This window comes from Lacticaseibacillus porcinae, assembly GCF_003946305.1.
Taxonomy (GTDB): Bacteria; Bacillota; Bacilli; order Lactobacillales; family Lactobacillaceae; genus Lacticaseibacillus; species Lacticaseibacillus porcinae.
On the sequence record NZ_RHNS01000018.1, the window covers coordinates 27829 to 44320 of the forward strand.

The 16492-nt window shown below is 48.4% G+C and carries 19 protein-coding genes; 8 read left to right on the forward strand and 11 right to left on the reverse strand.

Annotated elements, in window-relative coordinates:
• Window positions 1–22: 22 nt before the first annotated feature.
• Together pnuC and EKM92_RS11655 are read right to left on the reverse strand one after the other, a co-directional pair.
• Entirely contained in the window at window positions 23–757 is a 735-nt protein-coding gene (gene pnuC / locus EKM92_RS11650; RefSeq protein ID WP_125710985.1) for a nicotinamide riboside transporter PnuC, read from the reverse strand.
• A 184-nt stretch (window positions 758–941) separates the two neighbouring features.
• Window positions 942–1331 (reverse strand): hypothetical protein, encoded by a 390-nt coding sequence (locus EKM92_RS11655; RefSeq protein WP_125710987.1) that lies wholly within the window; start codon window positions 1329–1331, stop codon window positions 942–944.
• Between the two features lie 91 nt (window positions 1332–1422).
• Here EKM92_RS11655 and EKM92_RS11660 point away from each other — a divergent pair, with 91 nt between their 5' ends.
• The 7 genes from EKM92_RS11660 to EKM92_RS11690 all read left to right on the forward strand — a co-directional run bounded on the left by EKM92_RS11660 (window position 1423) and on the right by EKM92_RS11690 (window position 5334).
• Window positions 1423–2316 (forward strand): helix-turn-helix transcriptional regulator, encoded by an 894-nt coding sequence (locus tag EKM92_RS11660; protein ID WP_125710990.1) that lies wholly within the window; start codon window positions 1423–1425, stop codon window positions 2314–2316.
• A 58-nt stretch (window positions 2317–2374) separates the two neighbouring features.
• A complete protein-coding gene (locus EKM92_RS11665; RefSeq protein ID WP_125710992.1) occupies window positions 2375–2695 on the forward strand; it encodes a PadR family transcriptional regulator in 321 nt (106 codons plus the stop codon).
• Window position 2696: 1 nt separating this feature from the next.
• A complete protein-coding gene (locus EKM92_RS11670; RefSeq protein WP_125710993.1) occupies window positions 2697–3059 on the forward strand; it encodes a DUF1048 domain-containing protein in 363 nt (120 codons plus the stop codon).
• A gap of 3 nt (window positions 3060–3062) precedes the next feature.
• The gene (locus tag EKM92_RS11675) at window positions 3063–3329 is read left to right on the forward strand and encodes a DUF1048 domain-containing protein (RefSeq protein WP_125710995.1); all 267 of its coding nucleotides are present in this window, start codon (window positions 3063–3065) and stop codon (window positions 3327–3329) included.
• A 133-nt stretch (window positions 3330–3462) separates the two neighbouring features.
• Window positions 3463–3837, forward strand: coding sequence for a YxeA family protein (locus tag EKM92_RS11680; RefSeq protein WP_164509990.1), 375 nt, complete (start codon window positions 3463–3465; stop codon window positions 3835–3837).
• Between the two features lie 125 nt (window positions 3838–3962).
• Complete coding sequence (locus EKM92_RS11685) at window positions 3963–4808, forward strand: DegV family protein (RefSeq protein WP_125710999.1); 846 nt, start codon at window positions 3963–3965, stop codon at window positions 4806–4808.
• A gap of 40 nt (window positions 4809–4848) precedes the next feature.
• Window positions 4849–5334, forward strand: a complete 486-nt coding sequence (locus EKM92_RS11690) for a GNAT family N-acetyltransferase (RefSeq protein WP_125711001.1) — start codon at window positions 4849–4851, stop codon at window positions 5332–5334.
• 44 nt (window positions 5335–5378) lie between these two features.
• On the opposite strand, the gene EKM92_RS11695 is transcribed toward EKM92_RS11690, so the two are convergent.
• Together EKM92_RS11695 and EKM92_RS11700 are read right to left on the reverse strand one after the other, a co-directional pair.
• Complete coding sequence (locus EKM92_RS11695; RefSeq protein WP_125711003.1) at window positions 5379–6140, reverse strand: ABC transporter permease; 762 nt, start codon at window positions 6138–6140, stop codon at window positions 5379–5381.
• The gene (locus EKM92_RS11700) at window positions 6130–6786 is read right to left on the reverse strand and encodes an ABC transporter ATP-binding protein (RefSeq protein WP_125711005.1); all 657 of its coding nucleotides are present in this window, start codon (window positions 6784–6786) and stop codon (window positions 6130–6132) included. Before EKM92_RS11700 ends, EKM92_RS11695 begins: the two co-directional genes overlap by 11 nt.
• A gap of 80 nt (window positions 6787–6866) precedes the next feature.
• On the opposite strand from EKM92_RS11700, the gene EKM92_RS11705 reads away from it, so the two are divergent.
• Complete coding sequence (locus tag EKM92_RS11705) at window positions 6867–7697, forward strand: aldo/keto reductase (RefSeq protein WP_125711008.1); 831 nt, start codon at window positions 6867–6869, stop codon at window positions 7695–7697.
• 98 nt (window positions 7698–7795) lie between these two features.
• On the opposite strand, the gene EKM92_RS11710 is transcribed toward EKM92_RS11705, so the two are convergent.
• The 7 genes from EKM92_RS11710 to EKM92_RS11740 all read right to left on the reverse strand — a co-directional run bounded on the left by EKM92_RS11710 (window position 7796) and on the right by EKM92_RS11740 (window position 16491).
• On the reverse strand, window positions 7796–9589 hold the full coding sequence (locus EKM92_RS11710) for an ABC transporter ATP-binding protein (RefSeq protein WP_420812592.1): 1794 nt from the start codon (window positions 9587–9589) through the stop codon (window positions 7796–7798).
• Window positions 9567–11285, reverse strand: coding sequence for an ABC transporter ATP-binding protein (locus EKM92_RS11715; RefSeq protein ID WP_125711011.1), 1719 nt, complete (start codon window positions 11283–11285; stop codon window positions 9567–9569). Before EKM92_RS11715 ends, EKM92_RS11710 begins: the two co-directional genes overlap by 23 nt.
• A gap of 155 nt (window positions 11286–11440) precedes the next feature.
• Window positions 11441–12535: an NADH-dependent flavin oxidoreductase gene (locus EKM92_RS11720; protein WP_125711013.1), complete on the reverse strand. Its 1095-nt coding sequence runs from the start codon at window positions 12533–12535 to the stop codon at window positions 11441–11443.
• Window positions 12532–13206 (reverse strand): type 1 glutamine amidotransferase domain-containing protein, encoded by a 675-nt coding sequence (locus EKM92_RS11725; RefSeq protein ID WP_125711014.1) that lies wholly within the window; start codon window positions 13204–13206, stop codon window positions 12532–12534. Before EKM92_RS11725 ends, EKM92_RS11720 begins: the two co-directional genes overlap by 4 nt.
• Before the next feature lie 704 nt (window positions 13207–13910).
• Complete coding sequence (gene asnA / locus EKM92_RS11730; RefSeq protein ID WP_125711016.1) at window positions 13911–14918, reverse strand: aspartate--ammonia ligase; 1008 nt, start codon at window positions 14916–14918, stop codon at window positions 13911–13913.
• Window positions 14919–15282: 364 nt separating this feature from the next.
• Window positions 15283–15771, reverse strand: a complete 489-nt coding sequence (locus tag EKM92_RS11735; RefSeq protein WP_125711018.1) for a GNAT family N-acetyltransferase — start codon at window positions 15769–15771, stop codon at window positions 15283–15285.
• A 15-nt stretch (window positions 15772–15786) separates the two neighbouring features.
• Window positions 15787–16491: an alanyl-tRNA editing protein gene (locus EKM92_RS11740; RefSeq protein ID WP_125711020.1), complete on the reverse strand. Its 705-nt coding sequence runs from the start codon at window positions 16489–16491 to the stop codon at window positions 15787–15789.
• Window position 16492: the final 1 nt, after the last annotated feature.

Sequence of the window (16492 nt, forward strand, 5' to 3'; positions counted from 1 at the left end):
GCCAATTTTATATGGTACTATCTTAGCGGATTTCCTTCAACCCTAACTTGCGGCGGCCGGTGTTAAACCAAGGGCTGACCGTGAAGGCTAAAATGTCGTTGATGACATAAATGGAGGAGTTGATCGCCATGGCCAACGATGCATCGCCTTGGGCAAAGGTGATGGCCCATAAAACCAATTGCGCGATCCCAGAGAATAACCACCAGAAGTATTGGTTGTTGTAACGCAAGAAGCACACGATCCCACCAGTTAAGGAAATCGCAAACGCCATCCCATCAAAAATTGGGCGAGGGTCGTTGGTGAACTTGCCGATGAGTACGGCAGATACCGCCCAAACGACTAAGGTGAAGGCAATGGAGATGACCCATTGTTTAGCCGCAAAGCGCTTGAGGTTGTTGGCGGTGTCGTCGTTCCAAGTGCGCACAGAAATTAACACTGGCAGATCCAAAGTGATGACATAGGCAATTTGTTCGAAAATGGATAAGTAGTTCTTAGCCGTAAAGCCCACAAAAATAAAGCAAGCAGCAGAGATCAAGCCTAACCAGCCGTTAACGGCTTTGGTGGCGTTGATCGCTAAGACACATAATACCCCGATCATCGTCCCAAAGAAGGTGATCACAGCCACAGGCGTGATCGGCGCGTTGACTAAGGTCATCAATTGCGCGCCTAAAGCGAAGTAGAACAAGTAATAATTTTGTTGTGGCCAGCCTTTTAATTGGTTGAAAAGCCATGTGAAGTAGTTTTGTGAATCGTTCATCAATGTTGCCCCCTAAATGATAATTGCAAAAACCATTATGCCACAAAATCTTGTAGATGTTAGTCTTGCATCCACAATATTTTGGTGGTATGGATTCGGGGTTGCACAATTAATTAGATAGATGCAAACGATTTACAGAAAAAATAGCAGGTACCTTGGCAAGTGACCTACTATATTTGAGGTTTTAAGCTTTCACGACTGGGATCTGGACGGTAAACATGGCGTCACTTAAAGTTTCCAAGTTGTAGTTACCAGCTGGTCGATACCCAGCAGCGGCAATTTTCCCATAACTTTGGCCGATGAATTGATCTAACGCCAAGCGATTCGCGCGAGTCATTTCAAACGTCGCGTAATCACCTGCTGGTAAGGTGTAAGTAGCATGATCATCGCCAGTTTCCACAAAATAGTGTTGTTGGCCGTCGACGTTGGCATTGATGGCATGATAAGTGAATTCAGCGTTGCGGGCAGCCACGAGTTTGGCCTTGGATAAGGTAGCAAGCGCTTCTGGAAGTGGTAAGCCGACTAAATTGTCGGTGACGGCGAGGGTGACAGTACCAAAATGTTGAATTTGCATGAATTGTTGCCTCCATTTAGATGATATAGCGAGTATACTGATGAAAAGGTGACAACTAGCTGTCATCATTCCAAAAGAAAGTCGAAAAAATATGCAAACTTATCGCCTGATCACCATCGTCATGATGTTACTGGCGCAAGATACCATTTCCGCGCAAACTTTTGCGGAATTATTTCATGTCACCAAACGCACAATCATGCGGGACATGGATCATTTATCCAGTGCCCATATTCCAGTCGTCGCCACCCGTGGCGTCAACGGCGGCTTTCGCTTGCTGGATACATACAAATTCGATAAACGGTTGTTAACGGTTGAAGACTTGCAAAATATTCTCACTGCGGTGCAAGGCCTGGATGCGCTGTTGGTGGATCCTGATGTCGCCGCAACGTTGACTAAAGTCTCTGGTTTATTGCCTAGCGATCAAACTGGGAGTTTGGCCATCGACTTCAATGGCGCCAAGAACTTAGCCCAAGTGGTGCAAACCTTGCAACAAGCGATCCGTGATCATCACCTGGTGGCCTTTGGATATTACGACAGAAACGGTGTCGCCACTAGTCGCTTAGTGGAGCCTTATCAATTGCTGTGGCGTAACACCAGTTGGTATTTGGTGGGGTACGCCACTGAACGACAAGCTTATCGCACCTTTCGCTTGTCGCGGATGACGACGCTTAAACCAGAAGCGAGCTTCACGCCGCGGACTAATGTGCCACTTGGTTGGCAAGGCGGTGGCGGCAACGGCGAGCGGGTAGCGGTTCACGTTACTGGGTTACAAGCATGCCGCAGTTTTGTGGTCGAACATTTTGGCCAACAAGTGATCACAGCCAATCGCGAGGCAGACTTTGATGCCGTGTTGCCAGTTGGTGACAACGCAGATACTTATCGTTTTTTAGCCCAATGTGGCATTAACTTGAAAGTAATCGGGCCAACATCTTTTCGCGAAGGCTACCGTGATTATCTCAAACAAATGTGGGCCCAACAGGATTGACAAAAGAGGTACCTAGCCATAATATTGAGATGTACTTAGCAACACTAAGGAGCAGGAAATGGAAGGCTTAACTGAATTATTAAAAGGCGCTTTAGAAGGCATCGTGTTACAACACATTGCCCAAGGCGAAACTTATGGCTATGAGATCACGAAATATTTGCAAGATCTCGGATTAGAAGACATTGTTGAAGGCACTGTGTACACCGTGTTGTTGCGACTGGAGAAACAAGGGTTGCTTGATGTTGAGCGGCGCAAGTCCAATCTTGGCCCGCAGCGAAAGTTCTACACGTTGAATGCGGCAGGGGAAGATTATTTGACGAACTTTTGGGCGAAGTGGGATTTTCTCTCTGGGAAAATGACCCAATTGAGGAAGGCTTAACATGGTAAGTTTTTGGAATACGATCACTGGCAATGATATGTCAGCAGATCTTAAAGCCTACACCAAACGCGTTGACCAGCTGCCTGCAGGCTACTCTGAAGCTTGGGGGCAAATGTTAACGGCGCTAATGAGTGGCATGAATGTGTCTGCCAGCTTTACCGGCCGCGATTTAATGCCAGTGTTTGCTGGCATCGTCGATTATTTAGAAGAAGCGGCTGGTGACGGGTTGTCGATTGAAGCAGCCCTAGGGACTGATCCGGTCAGCTTTGCCACGCAATCGGCACAAGCCAACGGGATTCCATTGTTGTTAGAGAAAATGGGCGCCCAGCTCAATGCCCGCGTCCATCAAAAACTTGGGAGGTAAGCCATGAGTGTGATTTCCGATAAAAAAGCCTGGTTAGCCTTTCGCCAACAAGTTAAAGCCTTGCCCAAAGATTATGTGATCGTTTTTGACGCGATTCAAAACTATGCGTTCAAAGTGGCACCATATGTCCCACATGATACTGATGCCGTGTTGGATCAATTGTTGGAATTGTTTCAAACTAGTGCCGCAGATGGCCAAGATGTCCTCGCAGTGTGCGGGGATGACATCGGCAAATTTGCCAATGACATGATCTTAAATGCACGAAACTAAAGCAATCACCTCGGCTTATTGTCGGGGTATTTTTTCGGTCTCAAGTCCGAATTGAAAATCCATCGCTTAGCGCAAGACCTCACAAGCAATCCACGGTATGCTGAATACATCAATTGCTTGGAGGCAAAGAATAATGAAGAAGCTTTTAATTGGTTTGGCCACAGTAGCGGTACTGGTGGTTGCAGGATTGTTTGGCGCAAAAGTCGCCACCGCGAATAGTAGCAGCCAAGTCGCAGCAGTGGTGGATTCCCTCAATCCGCTAGTTCAAGAAAAAACAATTTACGTCAAAACCACCAAACCAGATTCTCAAGATAGTTACGGCACCCCAGTTTACAAACAAACTGCCGTTGACGCTGAAGGTCACACGCGACCGATCGAATTTACTGGGATGAAGCAGTTCAAACTTGATCATTACTTAGCCCTGAAAGCCAAAGGGGCTTATGTGACCGGCTATCATGAAGTGCAAGCCAATGACATCAGTCAAGCGGCTTTGTTGAAACTCAAATAATCGTTAAACGTCGGTGAGTGATCACTGGCGTTTTTTAGTGCGTCGTCGATAAAACTTAGTTTACCCCATTTACAAATTTGTCAAAAATCGGTATTATCAGGAAAAATGCAATCAGGAGGCTCTCCATGACAGAAAAAATCGCCGTTTTAGTCGACTCTGGCTGTGATGTCCCACAAACTGTGATCGCAAGCCATTCAAATCTTGCTGTCGTCGCGTTAAACGTCAGACAAAATGGGGTGGATTATTTAGATGGCGTCGACCTCACGCCAGATGAATTTTACGCGCATTTAACGCCTGACAACTTACCGCAAACTGCCAGTCCATCTCCGGCAGTAGTCGCGGCGCACTTACAAGATCTATTCGCCGCAGGTTACACTAAAATATTAGCTTTGGCGATTTCTGGCAGTTTGTCTGCGACTTATCAAGGCATGCGGTTGGCGGCACAAGAATTTAAAGCTGGTGACGTGATGGTGTTAGACACCAAAAGTGCTGGCATCGGCAGTGGGTTGTTGGTGACTTATGCGTCGAATTTGATCACTGCCGGTCGTGAATTTCCTGATGTGATCGGGTCCGTTCAACACGCGATTCAACATTCTGGTGTGTGGCTGTATATTCCCAGTCTCACTTATTTACAAGCAGGCGGCCGCATCGGCAAAGTGGCTGGGACCTTAGGCAGTGTCTTGAACATCAAGCCGCTGTTATCTGTTGACGATAACGGTGAGATCATTGCCGTTGCCAAAGTCCGCTCAGAGAAAAAAGCCGTCCAAAAGCTCATCGATATCGCTTTAGCGACTGCTGGCCCGCAGGCGACGATCGCCGTGGCGCATGGTGCAAACTTTGAGTTATTGCATGCCGTCACCGCCCAAATTGAAGCCACTGGTCGCCGCGTTGAATTTACTGGTTCGGTGTCTCCAGCCATTGGCGTGCACACTGGACCTGGATTGATCGGCATCGCCGTGCAGAATCCTTAGTGCTACAATGTGAAGAGACTATCATAGGAAGTGCTATTGAATGATTCAATTTCGCCAAGCCCAAAGAGACGACCTCGATGCCATTATGGTGATCGAACACGCCGGCTTCACCCTTGATGAGGCGGCCACGCAAGAAGCGATGCAAGCACGGATCGCAAATTATCCGGATACGTTTATCGTTGCTGTCGAAGCCGGGCAGTTGCTTGGCTACATTGTCGGTCCTGCGATCGATCAGCGTTATTTAGCTGATGACTTGTTTGTTGACGCACGACCCAATGCCGCTGACGCTAACTTTCAATCGGTGCTCAGCTTAGCCGTTGCGCCTGTTGCCCAACATCGCGGCTTAGGGTCACAGTTGTTGACCCAACTGCGATCAGTGGCCACTAATCAACGTCGCCAAGCCATCACGTTGACTTGTTTGAAGCGATTGGTACCATTTTACGAAGCCAACGGTTATGTGAATGAAGGGGTTTCTGAGTCCAGTCATGCTGGTGAAGTGTGGTATAACTTGGTGTTGTCGCTATAATTGAAAATGCCGCCATTCCTGAATCAAGGATGGCGGCATTTGCGTTATCGCAGTTGGAAATCGCTGTTGAAAAATTGTGGATAAGCTAAGTAGCCAGCGATCACGCTGCCTAAGCTGGTGGCCCCAAGTAACATGAACGTCACCATAATTTGATACATGATTGCTTTAGTAGGATCGACCCCGGCGAAGATCAACCCACTCATCATCCCAGGCAAGCTGACCAAGCCCACTGTTTTGGCCGAGTCGATGGTCGGCGCCATCCCAGTGCGAATCGCCGAGCGCACAATGGTGATGGCGGCTTGTTTTTGATCAGCGCCTAAAGCTAAACGTTCAAGGATCGCTTGGCGCTGGTCGTGAAAGCCGGCGTTAAGTTGCCGATAACACAAACCGATGGCCACCATGACGTTGCTGGCGATCATCCCAGTGATCGGCACCACTTGACTGGGAATAAAGGCGATGGCATGGGCGATCAACAAAAAGCCTAGCGTGAGCAACGTCGCTGTGGTGATCGCAATCAACGAAATGACGCCTGCGTGGGGGATGCCGTTAGCGCGTCCTCGCGCGTTGACGGCAGCGTTGCCGATAATAATGGCCACCATCAACGCCGTTAACCACAAACGGTCGACGCGAATAATGTAAGTTAAAACGTAACCGACGACGGTGAGTTGAATGACGGCGCGGACAACCCCGATCACTAAGTCACGTTGTAACCCAATTTTTTCTTTGAAGTTGATGGCCAAGGCAATCATCACCAACACCACAGCTAGGGTTAAGGCAGTTGGGGAGACAATTAAGTTATTTTGCATTTGCAGTTTCCTCCAAGCGACCAGCGACCAGCCGCAATAAAGTTGAGGCTTGGGCGACTTCAGTTTCATCGTGGGTGACGGCAATCACCGTGATGCCTTGATGGTGATGACTTTCGATCAATTGGTGAACGATTGCTTTGGTGTCAGGGTCAAGGCCAGTGGTGACTTCATCAAGCAACAAAACTTGCGGTGGGAACAATAAGTTGCGGATCAACGCGACACGTTGTTTTTCCCCACCACTTAAGCTGGTGATCTTGGCATCGAGCATGGTTTCAGGTAAATCAACACTTTGCAATGCGGTGATCGCTTGCGCCGAGTCAAAATCAATTTTGCGAATGTCAAAAGGAAATGCCAAGTTATCACGGACTGTATCACCAAACAAACTTGGCTGTTGAAAACAATAAGATACCAGTTTGCGATAGTCGGTTTTTAAGTAGTCGGCTTGCGGTTTGCCGTTGAAAGCGATGGTGCCACTGGTCGGCGTCATCAACGTCGCCAGCACTCGCAACAGTGTGCTTTTCCCAGAGCCTGAAGGACCGGTGAGGGTGAGGTAGGCGCCAGTTGGGACCGTTAAGTTGATGTCTTGCAATAAAGGTTTATCGTCGATGGTGAGGTTGATCTGATTTAATTCAAAGATGTTTGTCATAAGCATCTACCTTTCGATTTGACAGGTCAAAAATCTGGTTTTAAGCTGAAGAAGAAATTGTTTTGACGCAGGAGGCGCACATGTTCAATTATCAACTCAGCGATGGTCATTCAGTCCCAGCATTAGGCTTTGGGACTTACAAACTCAATGGGATCCAAGGCGTTCGCGCCATCCAAAGCGCCATTGATGCTGGGTATCGTTTGATCGACACCGCTTATAATTATGAAAACGAAGGCGTCGTCGGTGAAGCCATTCGCCGAGCTTCGGTGACGCGCGACGACTTAACCGTGGTGTCCAAGTTGCCAGGGCGTTATTACCACTATCAAGATGCGATCGACCATTTGCAAGAAAGTTTATTTCGCAGTGGCTTAGACCACTTTGATCTTTATTTGCTCCACTGGCCAAATCCCATGCGCGATGAATATGTGGAAGCGTGGCAAGCTTTGATCGCGGCACAGAAATTTGGTTTGGTTCAAAGTATCGGGGTGTGCAACTTTTTGCCGGAACATCTCGATCGCCTTTACCGCGAAACTGGCGTGATGCCGGTGCTCAATCAAATCGAGTTGCATCCTTACTTCAATCAAGCGACTCAACGCGTCGCCGACGCCAAACGCCATGTGTTAACTGCAGCTTGGAGTCCTTTAGGTCGCGCCAATGCCGTGTTGCAAGAGCCGAGTTTGCAAGCCATCGCCCAACACCATGGCAAATCAGTCAGTCAAGTGATCTTACGGTGGGACTTACAACTTGGGGTGATGACGATCCCGAAGTCTGCCCACCTCAGTCGCCAACGTGAAAACCTCGATGTCTTCGACTTTGAGTTAAGTGATGCGGAAATGGCGACGATCGCCACGCTGACCAAACCTGACGGCCGCAACAAAGGCCAAGACCCAGCCACCTGGGAAGAACTCTAAGTCCTTTAAGCATAACACCGCTTACATGATTTGGCACGTTTGCCGTTGCCTTTTAAAAATCGCGCTACCTTTCAGCTGAAGGTGGCGCGATTTTGCGATTAATTGTCAAATTGTGCATTATACAGTTTCGCATAAAAGCCATTTTTCGCTAATAATTCTTGATGCGTCCCGCGTTCCACGACGCGACCTTGATCGATCACTAAAATCAAATCTGCTGCTTGAATCGTCGACAACCGATGCGCAATCACAAAGCTGGTTTTCCCTTGCATCAACTTGCTCATGGCGACATGGATCAACGCTTCAGTGTTGGAGTCGATGGCAGCTGTTGCTTCATCTAACACTAAAATCGGCGCTTGGGTGACGAAGGCGCGTGCAATGCTTAACAATTGACGCTGGCCGATCGATAAAGCACTGGCATTTTCTGATAACATCGTGTCGTACCCATCAGGCAGTTGGGTGATGAAGGTGTGGGCATTGGCTGCAATCGCGGCTTGTTCGACTTCGACATCAGGCGCATCTGGCCGCCCTAAGCGAATATTCTCGCGAATCGATAAGCTAAACAAGTAAGACTCTTGTTGCACCACGGTGATCAAATGCCGCAAGTTGGCGCGTTTAATGGTGGTGACGTCGCGATCATCAAGTAAGACGCGTCCTTGTGCCAAGGGATACAAGTTGGTTAATAAATTCATGATGGTCGTTTTCCCGGCACCAGTTGGGCCAACAAGGGCGACCACTGCACCAGGCGTTGCTTGCAAGTCGATATCATGCAAGATCATTCGTGTATCTTCATAAGCAAAGCTGACGTGATCAAACGCCACAGCGCCTTCAGTATGCGTGACTGCCACCGCATCTGGTAAATCAACTTCCCGCGGCGCATCGATCAATTCAAACACCCGCTGCGCAGATACCAACGATAGCTGTAAGGTGTTGATCAGATCCAATAAGTTATTGATCGGTCCTGTAAAATTCCGTAAATAAATCAAAAAGGTGAAAATCACCCCGACTGTGATACTCCCAACATGGCCAAGGATCGACGCCGCACCAACCGCAGTGATCAACACATAAGCGACATTATTGGTCATGTTGTTGAATGGTCCGATGATACTTGACAGTGCCTGAGCAATAAAGGCGGCATGGGTGTACTGGCGGTTGGTGACGTCAAAATTTTGTTGGGTCGCGTCTAAGTGATTGAACAGTTGCACCACTTGTTTGCCAGACACCGATTCTTCAATTTGGGTATTGAGGCTCCCTAAGGCAGTTTGTTGGGTCATAAACGCACGTTGGGTGAGGCGAGCGACGCCGCGAGAGAATAAATAAGTCGCGACAGTCGCTAACAACGTGATAGCAAACAGCACTGGTGACAACCAAATCATTGCGGCGCCCATGCCAATGATCGAAATGATCCCAGTGAACAGTTGCACGAACGTTTGCATCAAAGCACTGTTGATATTGTCGACATCATTGGTCAACCGACTCATCACATCGCCGTTGTCATGGGTGTCAAAATAGCGCATCGGCTGATGCTGCAAGTTTTCAAACACATCTTGGCGAATGGTGGCGCTAGTGTTTTGGGCGACAGTGATCATTAAGCTATTTTGAAAATACACGGCGACGCTGGCAATTACATACACGCCTGCCATGATCGCGCACACCAGCAACAATGTTTGCAATTGGTGATGGGTGATGTAGCGGTCGATGACGATCCCGTTAATGCGAGTGCCGACGATGGTGACTGCAGTGGTGATCAAGGTGAGGAAAAAGACGATCACTAAATTTTTTCGACTAGCTGCTAAGTATTGCCATAATCGTTTAACAGTAGTTTGCCAATCGCCGACTGCGACTTTTTCTCGGTGGATGTTGCGACGCGGTCTATTCATTTGCATGGCGGCCACCTCCTAGTTGGGTATCGACTAATTGCCGATAAAATGGTGACGTTTGGTAAACAGTATCCGAATCGCCTCGGGCGGTGATTTTCCCTGCTTCTAAAACAATGATCTCATCACAATCGATGACATTGGTCACCCGCTGGGAAATGATCACAGTGGTTTGATGTTGTCGGGCCTGGGCTAATCGTGCTTTGATCTGGGCGTTGGTGTTTTGATCCACGGCACTGGTGGCGTCGTCTAACACCACAATGTCAGGATCATTGGTGAACGCCCGCGCTAAGTTCAACCGTTGACGTTGGCCGCCGGAGAAATTCTTCCCGCGCTGTTCCACAGGCGCCTCGAATTGTTGCGGCAAGGGGTCGATGAATTCAGTGGCAGCCGCCATTTCTGCAGCTGTTTGTAATGCTTGAGGGGATGCGGCGCCCCCAAAGCTCAAGTTTGAAGCAATGGTGCCAGCAAATAAAATCGCATCTTGAAGTGCCACTTTCACCTTGTCATGGACCGCTTCAAGCGGTAACTGTTGAATATCAACACCGCCGATGCGAATCGTGCCATCGTAATCATCAAAACTGCGGGTCAGCAAGTTGATCAACGTTGTTTTCCCAGCCCCAGTTGGCCCGACGATCCCTAAACTGTGGCCATCAGCAACGGTGAATGAAACGTCATTTAAAATTGGGGTGCTTTGATCAAAGCCGAAAGTCACATGATCAAATTGAATCTCGCTAGCTTTAGGGCGAAGCGCTGTAGCCATGGCGTCGCTCGGTTTTTCATCAAGGACTGCTTGCACGCGAGCGGCACTGGTGATCGCTCGGGAGAAAGCGGTGATGATGTTGGCAGTTTGAATCATTGCTGTGGTGATTTGGATCATGTAATTGACAAAAGCGATGATCTGCCCATCAGAAATCGACCCATGGATCGCCAAGCTCCCGCCATAGCTCAACGCGATCACCACCCCGAGGTTTAACAGTAATTGAATCACTGGGGCTAAAGTGACTGTCGCCATCGCGGCCTGGACGCTAGTAGTTTGCAAGTTAAGATTGGCTTGTTTAAATAGTGCGAATTGATGATCTTCCAATACATAGGACTTAATGGTTTTGGCGCCTTGCAAGTTTTCCCGCATTCCGCGGTTGACGCGATCAACGGCTGCTTGCATGTTGGTGTACAACGGCAGCGAACGCCGCATCACGATCAATATAAAAATCACCAAGATCGGCATGATCACAAATAAAATCGGGGCGAGGTTGGGGCAGACGATCGTCGACATCACGATCCCACCAAGCAGTAGCATCGGGGCCCGGACCATGCCGCGTGTCACCATCATCACCAAATTTTGCATTTGGGTGACGTCATTGGTGATGCGGGTGATCAATGTTGCTGGCTTCAACCCAGCAGCATCCCGCGTTGATAAGGCGATTTGCAACATTTCTGAACGCAGTGATTCACCCATTTTCAATGACGCATAACTGCCTAACGTGCCACAAGTGGCGCCGCATGCTAACCCCAGTATGGCAAACATCAACATCAGCAACGCGTGATGTAAGACATATTGCCCGTCGCCGTGCGCCAAGCCAATATCAATGATCTGTGACATTAACGTTGGCTGTTGCAAGTCACAGCTCACTTCGCCGAGCATGATCAGTGGTGCGAGGAAAAAGGCCCACCGTGCGCGTCCATGCGTATGGTGCATGATGATAGCAAACATGATTTCAACTCCATTCCATAAAAAAAACGTTACTGATCCCTTGGCCTAGTAAGGACTAAGGATCCGTAACGCATTTGATAGGGTTATGGTAGAACAAAATTTTAGGGTTGGCAAGTTTGAAGCATGATTTTAACCTGTTGGTGTCCCTGCGGTTCTCAGCGGGTGTAAAAACTTGCCGCAAAATCATGCAAAGGGGTGCTGAGTGGCGCAAATTTCACTGCTTCTTTAAATGGCACTTGCAACATTGCGTCATCAGCACCAGTTGCCAGCTTCACCGCCCAAGTGGGATCGTATAACAATTGTTGACCGACAGCGACGAGTTCAGCATTTTCCAATACAGCGGTGACATCTGCGCGCGTCCGCACACCACCAACGCCGATCAATGGTAATTTACCAGCTAATTGGTTATGCGCATAAGCCAACATTGATTGCTGATTGTGTTGTTCATCGCGTGAAACGCGCGAGTAATCCTTCAGCGAGAGATGAACATAATCGAGATCAGTGACTTTGAGTTGGTCTAACAACCATAAGGTGTCATCAAACCGGATCCCAGGCGTTTCAAATTCTTCAGGGGATACCCGATAACCGACGAGAAACGGCCGCTTGGCATATTGTTTCACCGCAGCAAACACACTTTGAAGCACCTCGTCGACGAAGCGGTAACGCTTTTCTCTGGTGCCACCATATTCGTCAGTGCGACGATTGGAATGCGGGGAGAAGAATTGTTGGAGCAAATAAGTATTGGCGCCATGCAGTTCGACGCCATCAAAACCCGCTTCAATCGCGCGACGAGTTGCTTGACCAAAAGCTTGCACCGTTTCATGGATTTCGGCGATGGTCATCGCCCGCGGCACTTCAGCGTCTGGTCGCAACGCTGCCACCGCACTGGCAGACACTGGCTGAACACCTCCAAGCGTTGCTTCATGCGTCATCCGCCCAGCATGAAATATTTGGACAATGGCTTTGGCCCCTTGCGCCTGGATCGCACTCGCTAAGGCATGTAGCTGCGGCAACATGTCGTCTGAGGCGATGGATAATTCACCAGGCCAGCCTTTGCCTAAAGCTTGGACATTCGCAGCCCCGGTGATCACAGCACCTAAGCCTTTGGCGCGATCGACATAATATTGAATTTCGTCGCGGGTGACGGTGCCATTATAAAAACTTTGTTGGGTGGTCATCGGCGACATGATCAAACGATTGGCGATGGTGATACCTGATTTAAAGGTCAATGGTGTATCATAGTGGCTCATGCTTGCGCCTCTTGCAGCAGATCCGCTGCTTTTTGACCAACGCCACGGGCAGATTGCGGATTTTGACCGGTGATCAAGCGACCATCCACGACCACATGTTCAGTGAAAGGATCAGCTTTAGAATAATCGGCGCCAGCCGCTTTTAGGGCATCTTCAGCTAAAAATGGTACCATTTCGGTGAGTTGGTTAATGTTTTCTTCTTCATTGGTGAAGCCAGTGAGTTTTTTACCATTAATAAAGTCACCCATCCCCAGTAATCCGACGACCCCATGACATACGGCAGAGACGATGCCACCTTGGGCGTAGATCTGATTGGCAATGTCGGCGAGCGCGTGATTTTCTGGGAAGTCCCACATCACCCCGTGTCCTCCAGCAAAATAAATTAAATCATAAAGCGTCGGGTCGACTTGGATCGGAGACAACGAATGCGCAAGATATTTTTGGCGATAACTCAAGTCACCGTAATAGGTCCAATTCAAATCATCCATTTGCGTTAATGATGCCGGATCTAAAGGCACATAGCCACCTTCTGGAGACACGTAGTCGACGGCAATGCCATTTTGACTCATCACATCATGAAAATGAGTCGCTTCAGAAAACCACACGCCAGTCGCACGGTTCGTCCCGTCAAAGCGGGCATGGTTGGTCACCACGATCAAAGCTTTTGTCATCAAAGTCACTCCTTATCAATTGTAAGTTACTTTCAGTATACGAGTTCGACAGGGGATGTCAACGCAAGGGGGATTCTAAATCTGAGTTGTCATATGCTTATTTGGAATCATATCAATAGCTTATTGGTGAAAGTATTACTTGATTGGTTCAGGTCAATTAATGATTCTTTACCCTCTTGTGCGAATATATTAAGGTTGATATTTCCGCCAGAAATCGCTTGCAAAATGATTTTTGGCATGGTATCTTAACACTGGATTCCACGAAATCGCTGGTGCCGTGACTGCAGAGCGGCTGCTTTCCTTTGACTTCGCTGGGACGCTCACTGAAGTTGGTGGTGACACTGACTTCAGACCTAATACCCAGAGTGCAGCACAGAGAAGTCGCGGTGGGTCTGCGACAAACCAGGGTAAAGAGCAAACTCGTCGGACAATCCAACCGATGCCTAAGCGTTTGGGACAACGTGCAGGCGTGTCAAACCAATGACCTTGGCGGAAGGCAACTTCCGTGATTTCACTAACCGCATATGGTGATCACAAGACTGGAGGACACTAGTCTGGATCAAAGGTTGAACGAATCGAGCAAGGCCACGGACCAGTGAATCAAATGCTGGCCCGTGGTTTTCGTGCGTTCAAACAACACAAAACGCGCGCTGTGACTTCAAAATCCAAACTCACAACGCGCGTTTCTACTATATTAATATCAATTACAGCAAGTGGATGTCATGGGCATCGCATTCATCGATCATTTCCTGTGGCCAAACACTAGCTTGCACTTCGCCGACATGGGCTTTGCCAAGCAGCAACATGCATAAACGTGATTGACCGATCCCGCCACCGATGGAGTACGGAAGTTCTTGGTGCATGATCTTTTGGTGGAAAGGTAAGGAAAGGCGATCTTCGGCGCCAGCAATCTTCAATTGCTTAGCCATGGCGTCTTCGTCAACTCGGATCCCCATGGAGGAGACTTCCAACTTGCAATCAAGTGGTTCATACCAGAAGACGATATCGCCGTTTAATGACCAATCATCATAGTCAGGGGCGCGGCCGTCATGACGTTTGCCAGATTTCAACGCACCACCGATTTGCATGATGAAGACGCAACCGAGTTCCTTAGCGATTTTATCTTCGCGAGCCATCGGGTCAAGGTCTGGCCAGCGATCTTCTAATTCTTGAGTCGTGACAAAATGAATTTCGTCTGGTAAATGGTGCACCGCTTCTGGGTACTTATACCAAACTTCATGTTCCATATGCTTGATCACTTTGAAAATCTGACGGACCGTTGCTTTCAACGTTTCAACGGTGCGTTGGTCTTTGGTGATCACTTTTTCCCAGTCCCATTGATCGACATAAATGGAGTGGAAGTTGTCGAGGTCTTCATCTTTGCGAATGGCGTTCATGTTAGTGTACAAGCCTTCGCCTGGTTGGAAGCCAAATTCACCTAAGGCGTTGCGCTTCCACTTAGCCAGTGAATGCACGATTTCCATTTGATGGCCTGGCATATCTTTCATCGTGAAAGATACTGGGCTTTCAGTGCCGTTTAAGTTATCGTTCAAGCCGGTCGCTTTGTCGACCATCATTGGGGCAGACACCCGAGATAAGTTCAATTGTTTCCCGAATTCATCTTGGAAGGTTTCGCGAATGTAGCGAATCGCTTCTTGGGTCTTACGAGGTGACAACTTTGGATCATAACCAGTTGGTGTTAATAAATGCATGAACAAAACTCCCTTGATTTATTTAAGGCAAAATAAAAAAGTCTTTTGCCCCAGCTATCAAGGGACGAAAGACTTCATTTCGCGGTACCACCCAAGTTGTCCGGCATACCCCGGACCACCTCATTAGCGCACGATTTCATGCGCCATCGGATGATAACGTCCCGATCAGACGACCACGCCTACTTTGCGAAGCATTTGGGGTGGCAACTATGAGAGTGTTATTCAAACGATTGGTGTCATCTCGGATTCTCACTAGCTCCGAGTCACTGTGCGGCCTGATCGTCTTACTTGTCTCTCGTCAGTTTTTCGCTTTGTTTTAATGTTGCCTATCATAGCCGGTATTTGACTTTTGCGCAAGTCTTTTTCAAAAAATATTTTCCCGCGTCCAAATCGCTTCAGTAAAATGGCCTTGTGGTGTTTGGACGCGCTGACGTTGCTGACTGTCCACAAACCCAACGCTGGCATACAGTTGCTGAGCTGGGAGGTTATTGACCAGCACCCCTAAATATTGCTGGGGGAAGTGGTCGATCAAATGTAAACCTGCATGTAATAATTGGGTGCCGATCCCGCGATGTTGAAAATTCGGCAACACATAAAGTGAGTAAAGTTCCCCAAAAGTGGCAAAATGCTCATCGCGAGCAGGGCCTGCGGTGACGATCCCAATAATTTGTGCATTTGACCATGCCAAAATCGTGTGTTGCCAGCGTTTTTGTGGTTGCCAAGTGGCCGGGGTCAATTGTTGGAGGAAAGATTGAGGCAGCAGTTCGCGATAGGCGACTTGCCAAGTGTTGAAATAAAGTTGCGCGACTGCATCCCAATTTTCTGTTGCAGTGGCTGGTTTAATCGTTATCATGACTTCAGTTTACCATCATTTGACGGGTAGGAGGGTGACTTTGATGCGGCGCTTTTTTGCGCCTTTGCGATGCCACTCAAAGTTAACAGGTTCTGGGATCTCTGCTGTATTTTCCACATGCGTTCCAGCACATGCTTCTTCGTCAAAACCAGCAATTTGAACCAGCCGCACCGTCGAAACTGTTACTGGAATCAACGATACTAACGTGCGCACATGCTCAGACTCGTCATCAAGCGCTGAACGTTGTACTAGCCGCGCAGACACTGGTGCTTGCGCTTGAATTGCACGGTGAACTGCACTTGCCAATTGTGCTTCGGTAAATGCCTCGGCTTGTTCGCCAGTGTCAAACTGCAATTCGATCCGTGCGTGATCAGCTTCGATTTGGTTGCTTGAAACCCTGGCGCCGGCATTTGACGCAATTGCCGCGATTAAATGTAAAAGGGTGTGATAGCGAGAGTTTTGTTCGCGCTGACGGGCATCAATATGTTGAATGATGGGGATATCTGCGTCGATGATCGCATGGTCTAACTCGTATGTGTTGTCAGCGGTGATCGCTAAAATCTCAAACCGCTGTTTTCCTTGCGTCAACCATGCAAAGTCTTGCGGTTGACCACCACCGCCAGGGTAGATGATGGTATCTGCGAATTGTACTTTGTCGCCTTCAAGGCTCACCACATCAGCTTGAAATTCTGTTTGTTTGGGATCAGTTAAATATTGCATG

Coding starts and splice junctions, on each gene's coding strand:
- pnuC (WP_125710985.1), bottom strand. CDS start 757: ATGAACGATTCACAAAACTACTTCACATGGCTTTTCAACCAATTAAAA.
- EKM92_RS11655 (WP_125710987.1), bottom strand. CDS start 1,331: ATGCAAATTCAACATTTTGGTACTGTCACCCTCGCCGTCACCGACAAT.
- EKM92_RS11660 (WP_125710990.1), top strand. CDS start 1,423: ATGCAAACTTATCGCCTGATCACCATCGTCATGATGTTACTGGCGCAA.
- EKM92_RS11665 (WP_125710992.1), top strand. CDS start 2,375: ATGGAAGGCTTAACTGAATTATTAAAAGGCGCTTTAGAAGGCATCGTG.
- EKM92_RS11670 (WP_125710993.1), top strand. CDS start 2,697: ATGGTAAGTTTTTGGAATACGATCACTGGCAATGATATGTCAGCAGAT.
- EKM92_RS11675 (WP_125710995.1), top strand. CDS start 3,063: ATGAGTGTGATTTCCGATAAAAAAGCCTGGTTAGCCTTTCGCCAACAA.
- EKM92_RS11680 (WP_164509990.1), top strand. CDS start 3,463: ATGAAGAAGCTTTTAATTGGTTTGGCCACAGTAGCGGTACTGGTGGTT.
- EKM92_RS11685 (WP_125710999.1), top strand. CDS start 3,963: ATGACAGAAAAAATCGCCGTTTTAGTCGACTCTGGCTGTGATGTCCCA.
- EKM92_RS11690 (WP_125711001.1), top strand. CDS start 4,849: ATGATTCAATTTCGCCAAGCCCAAAGAGACGACCTCGATGCCATTATG.
- EKM92_RS11695 (WP_125711003.1), bottom strand. CDS start 6,140: ATGCAAAATAACTTAATTGTCTCCCCAACTGCCTTAACCCTAGCTGTG.
- EKM92_RS11700 (WP_125711005.1), bottom strand. CDS start 6,786: ATGACAAACATCTTTGAATTAAATCAGATCAACCTCACCATCGACGAT.
- EKM92_RS11705 (WP_125711008.1), top strand. CDS start 6,867: ATGTTCAATTATCAACTCAGCGATGGTCATTCAGTCCCAGCATTAGGC.
- EKM92_RS11715 (WP_125711011.1), bottom strand. CDS start 11,285: ATGTTTGCTATCATCATGCACCATACGCATGGACGCGCACGGTGGGCC.
- EKM92_RS11720 (WP_125711013.1), bottom strand. CDS start 12,535: ATGAGCCACTATGATACACCATTGACCTTTAAATCAGGTATCACCATC.
- EKM92_RS11725 (WP_125711014.1), bottom strand. CDS start 13,206: ATGACAAAAGCTTTGATCGTGGTGACCAACCATGCCCGCTTTGACGGG.
- asnA (WP_125711016.1), bottom strand. CDS start 14,918: ATGCATTTATTAACACCAACTGGTTATGATCCAAAGTTGTCACCTCGT.
- EKM92_RS11735 (WP_125711018.1), bottom strand. CDS start 15,771: ATGATAACGATTAAACCAGCCACTGCAACAGAAAATTGGGATGCAGTC.
- EKM92_RS11740 (WP_125711020.1), bottom strand. CDS start 16,491: ATGCAATATTTAACTGATCCCAAACAAACAGAATTTCAAGCTGATGTG.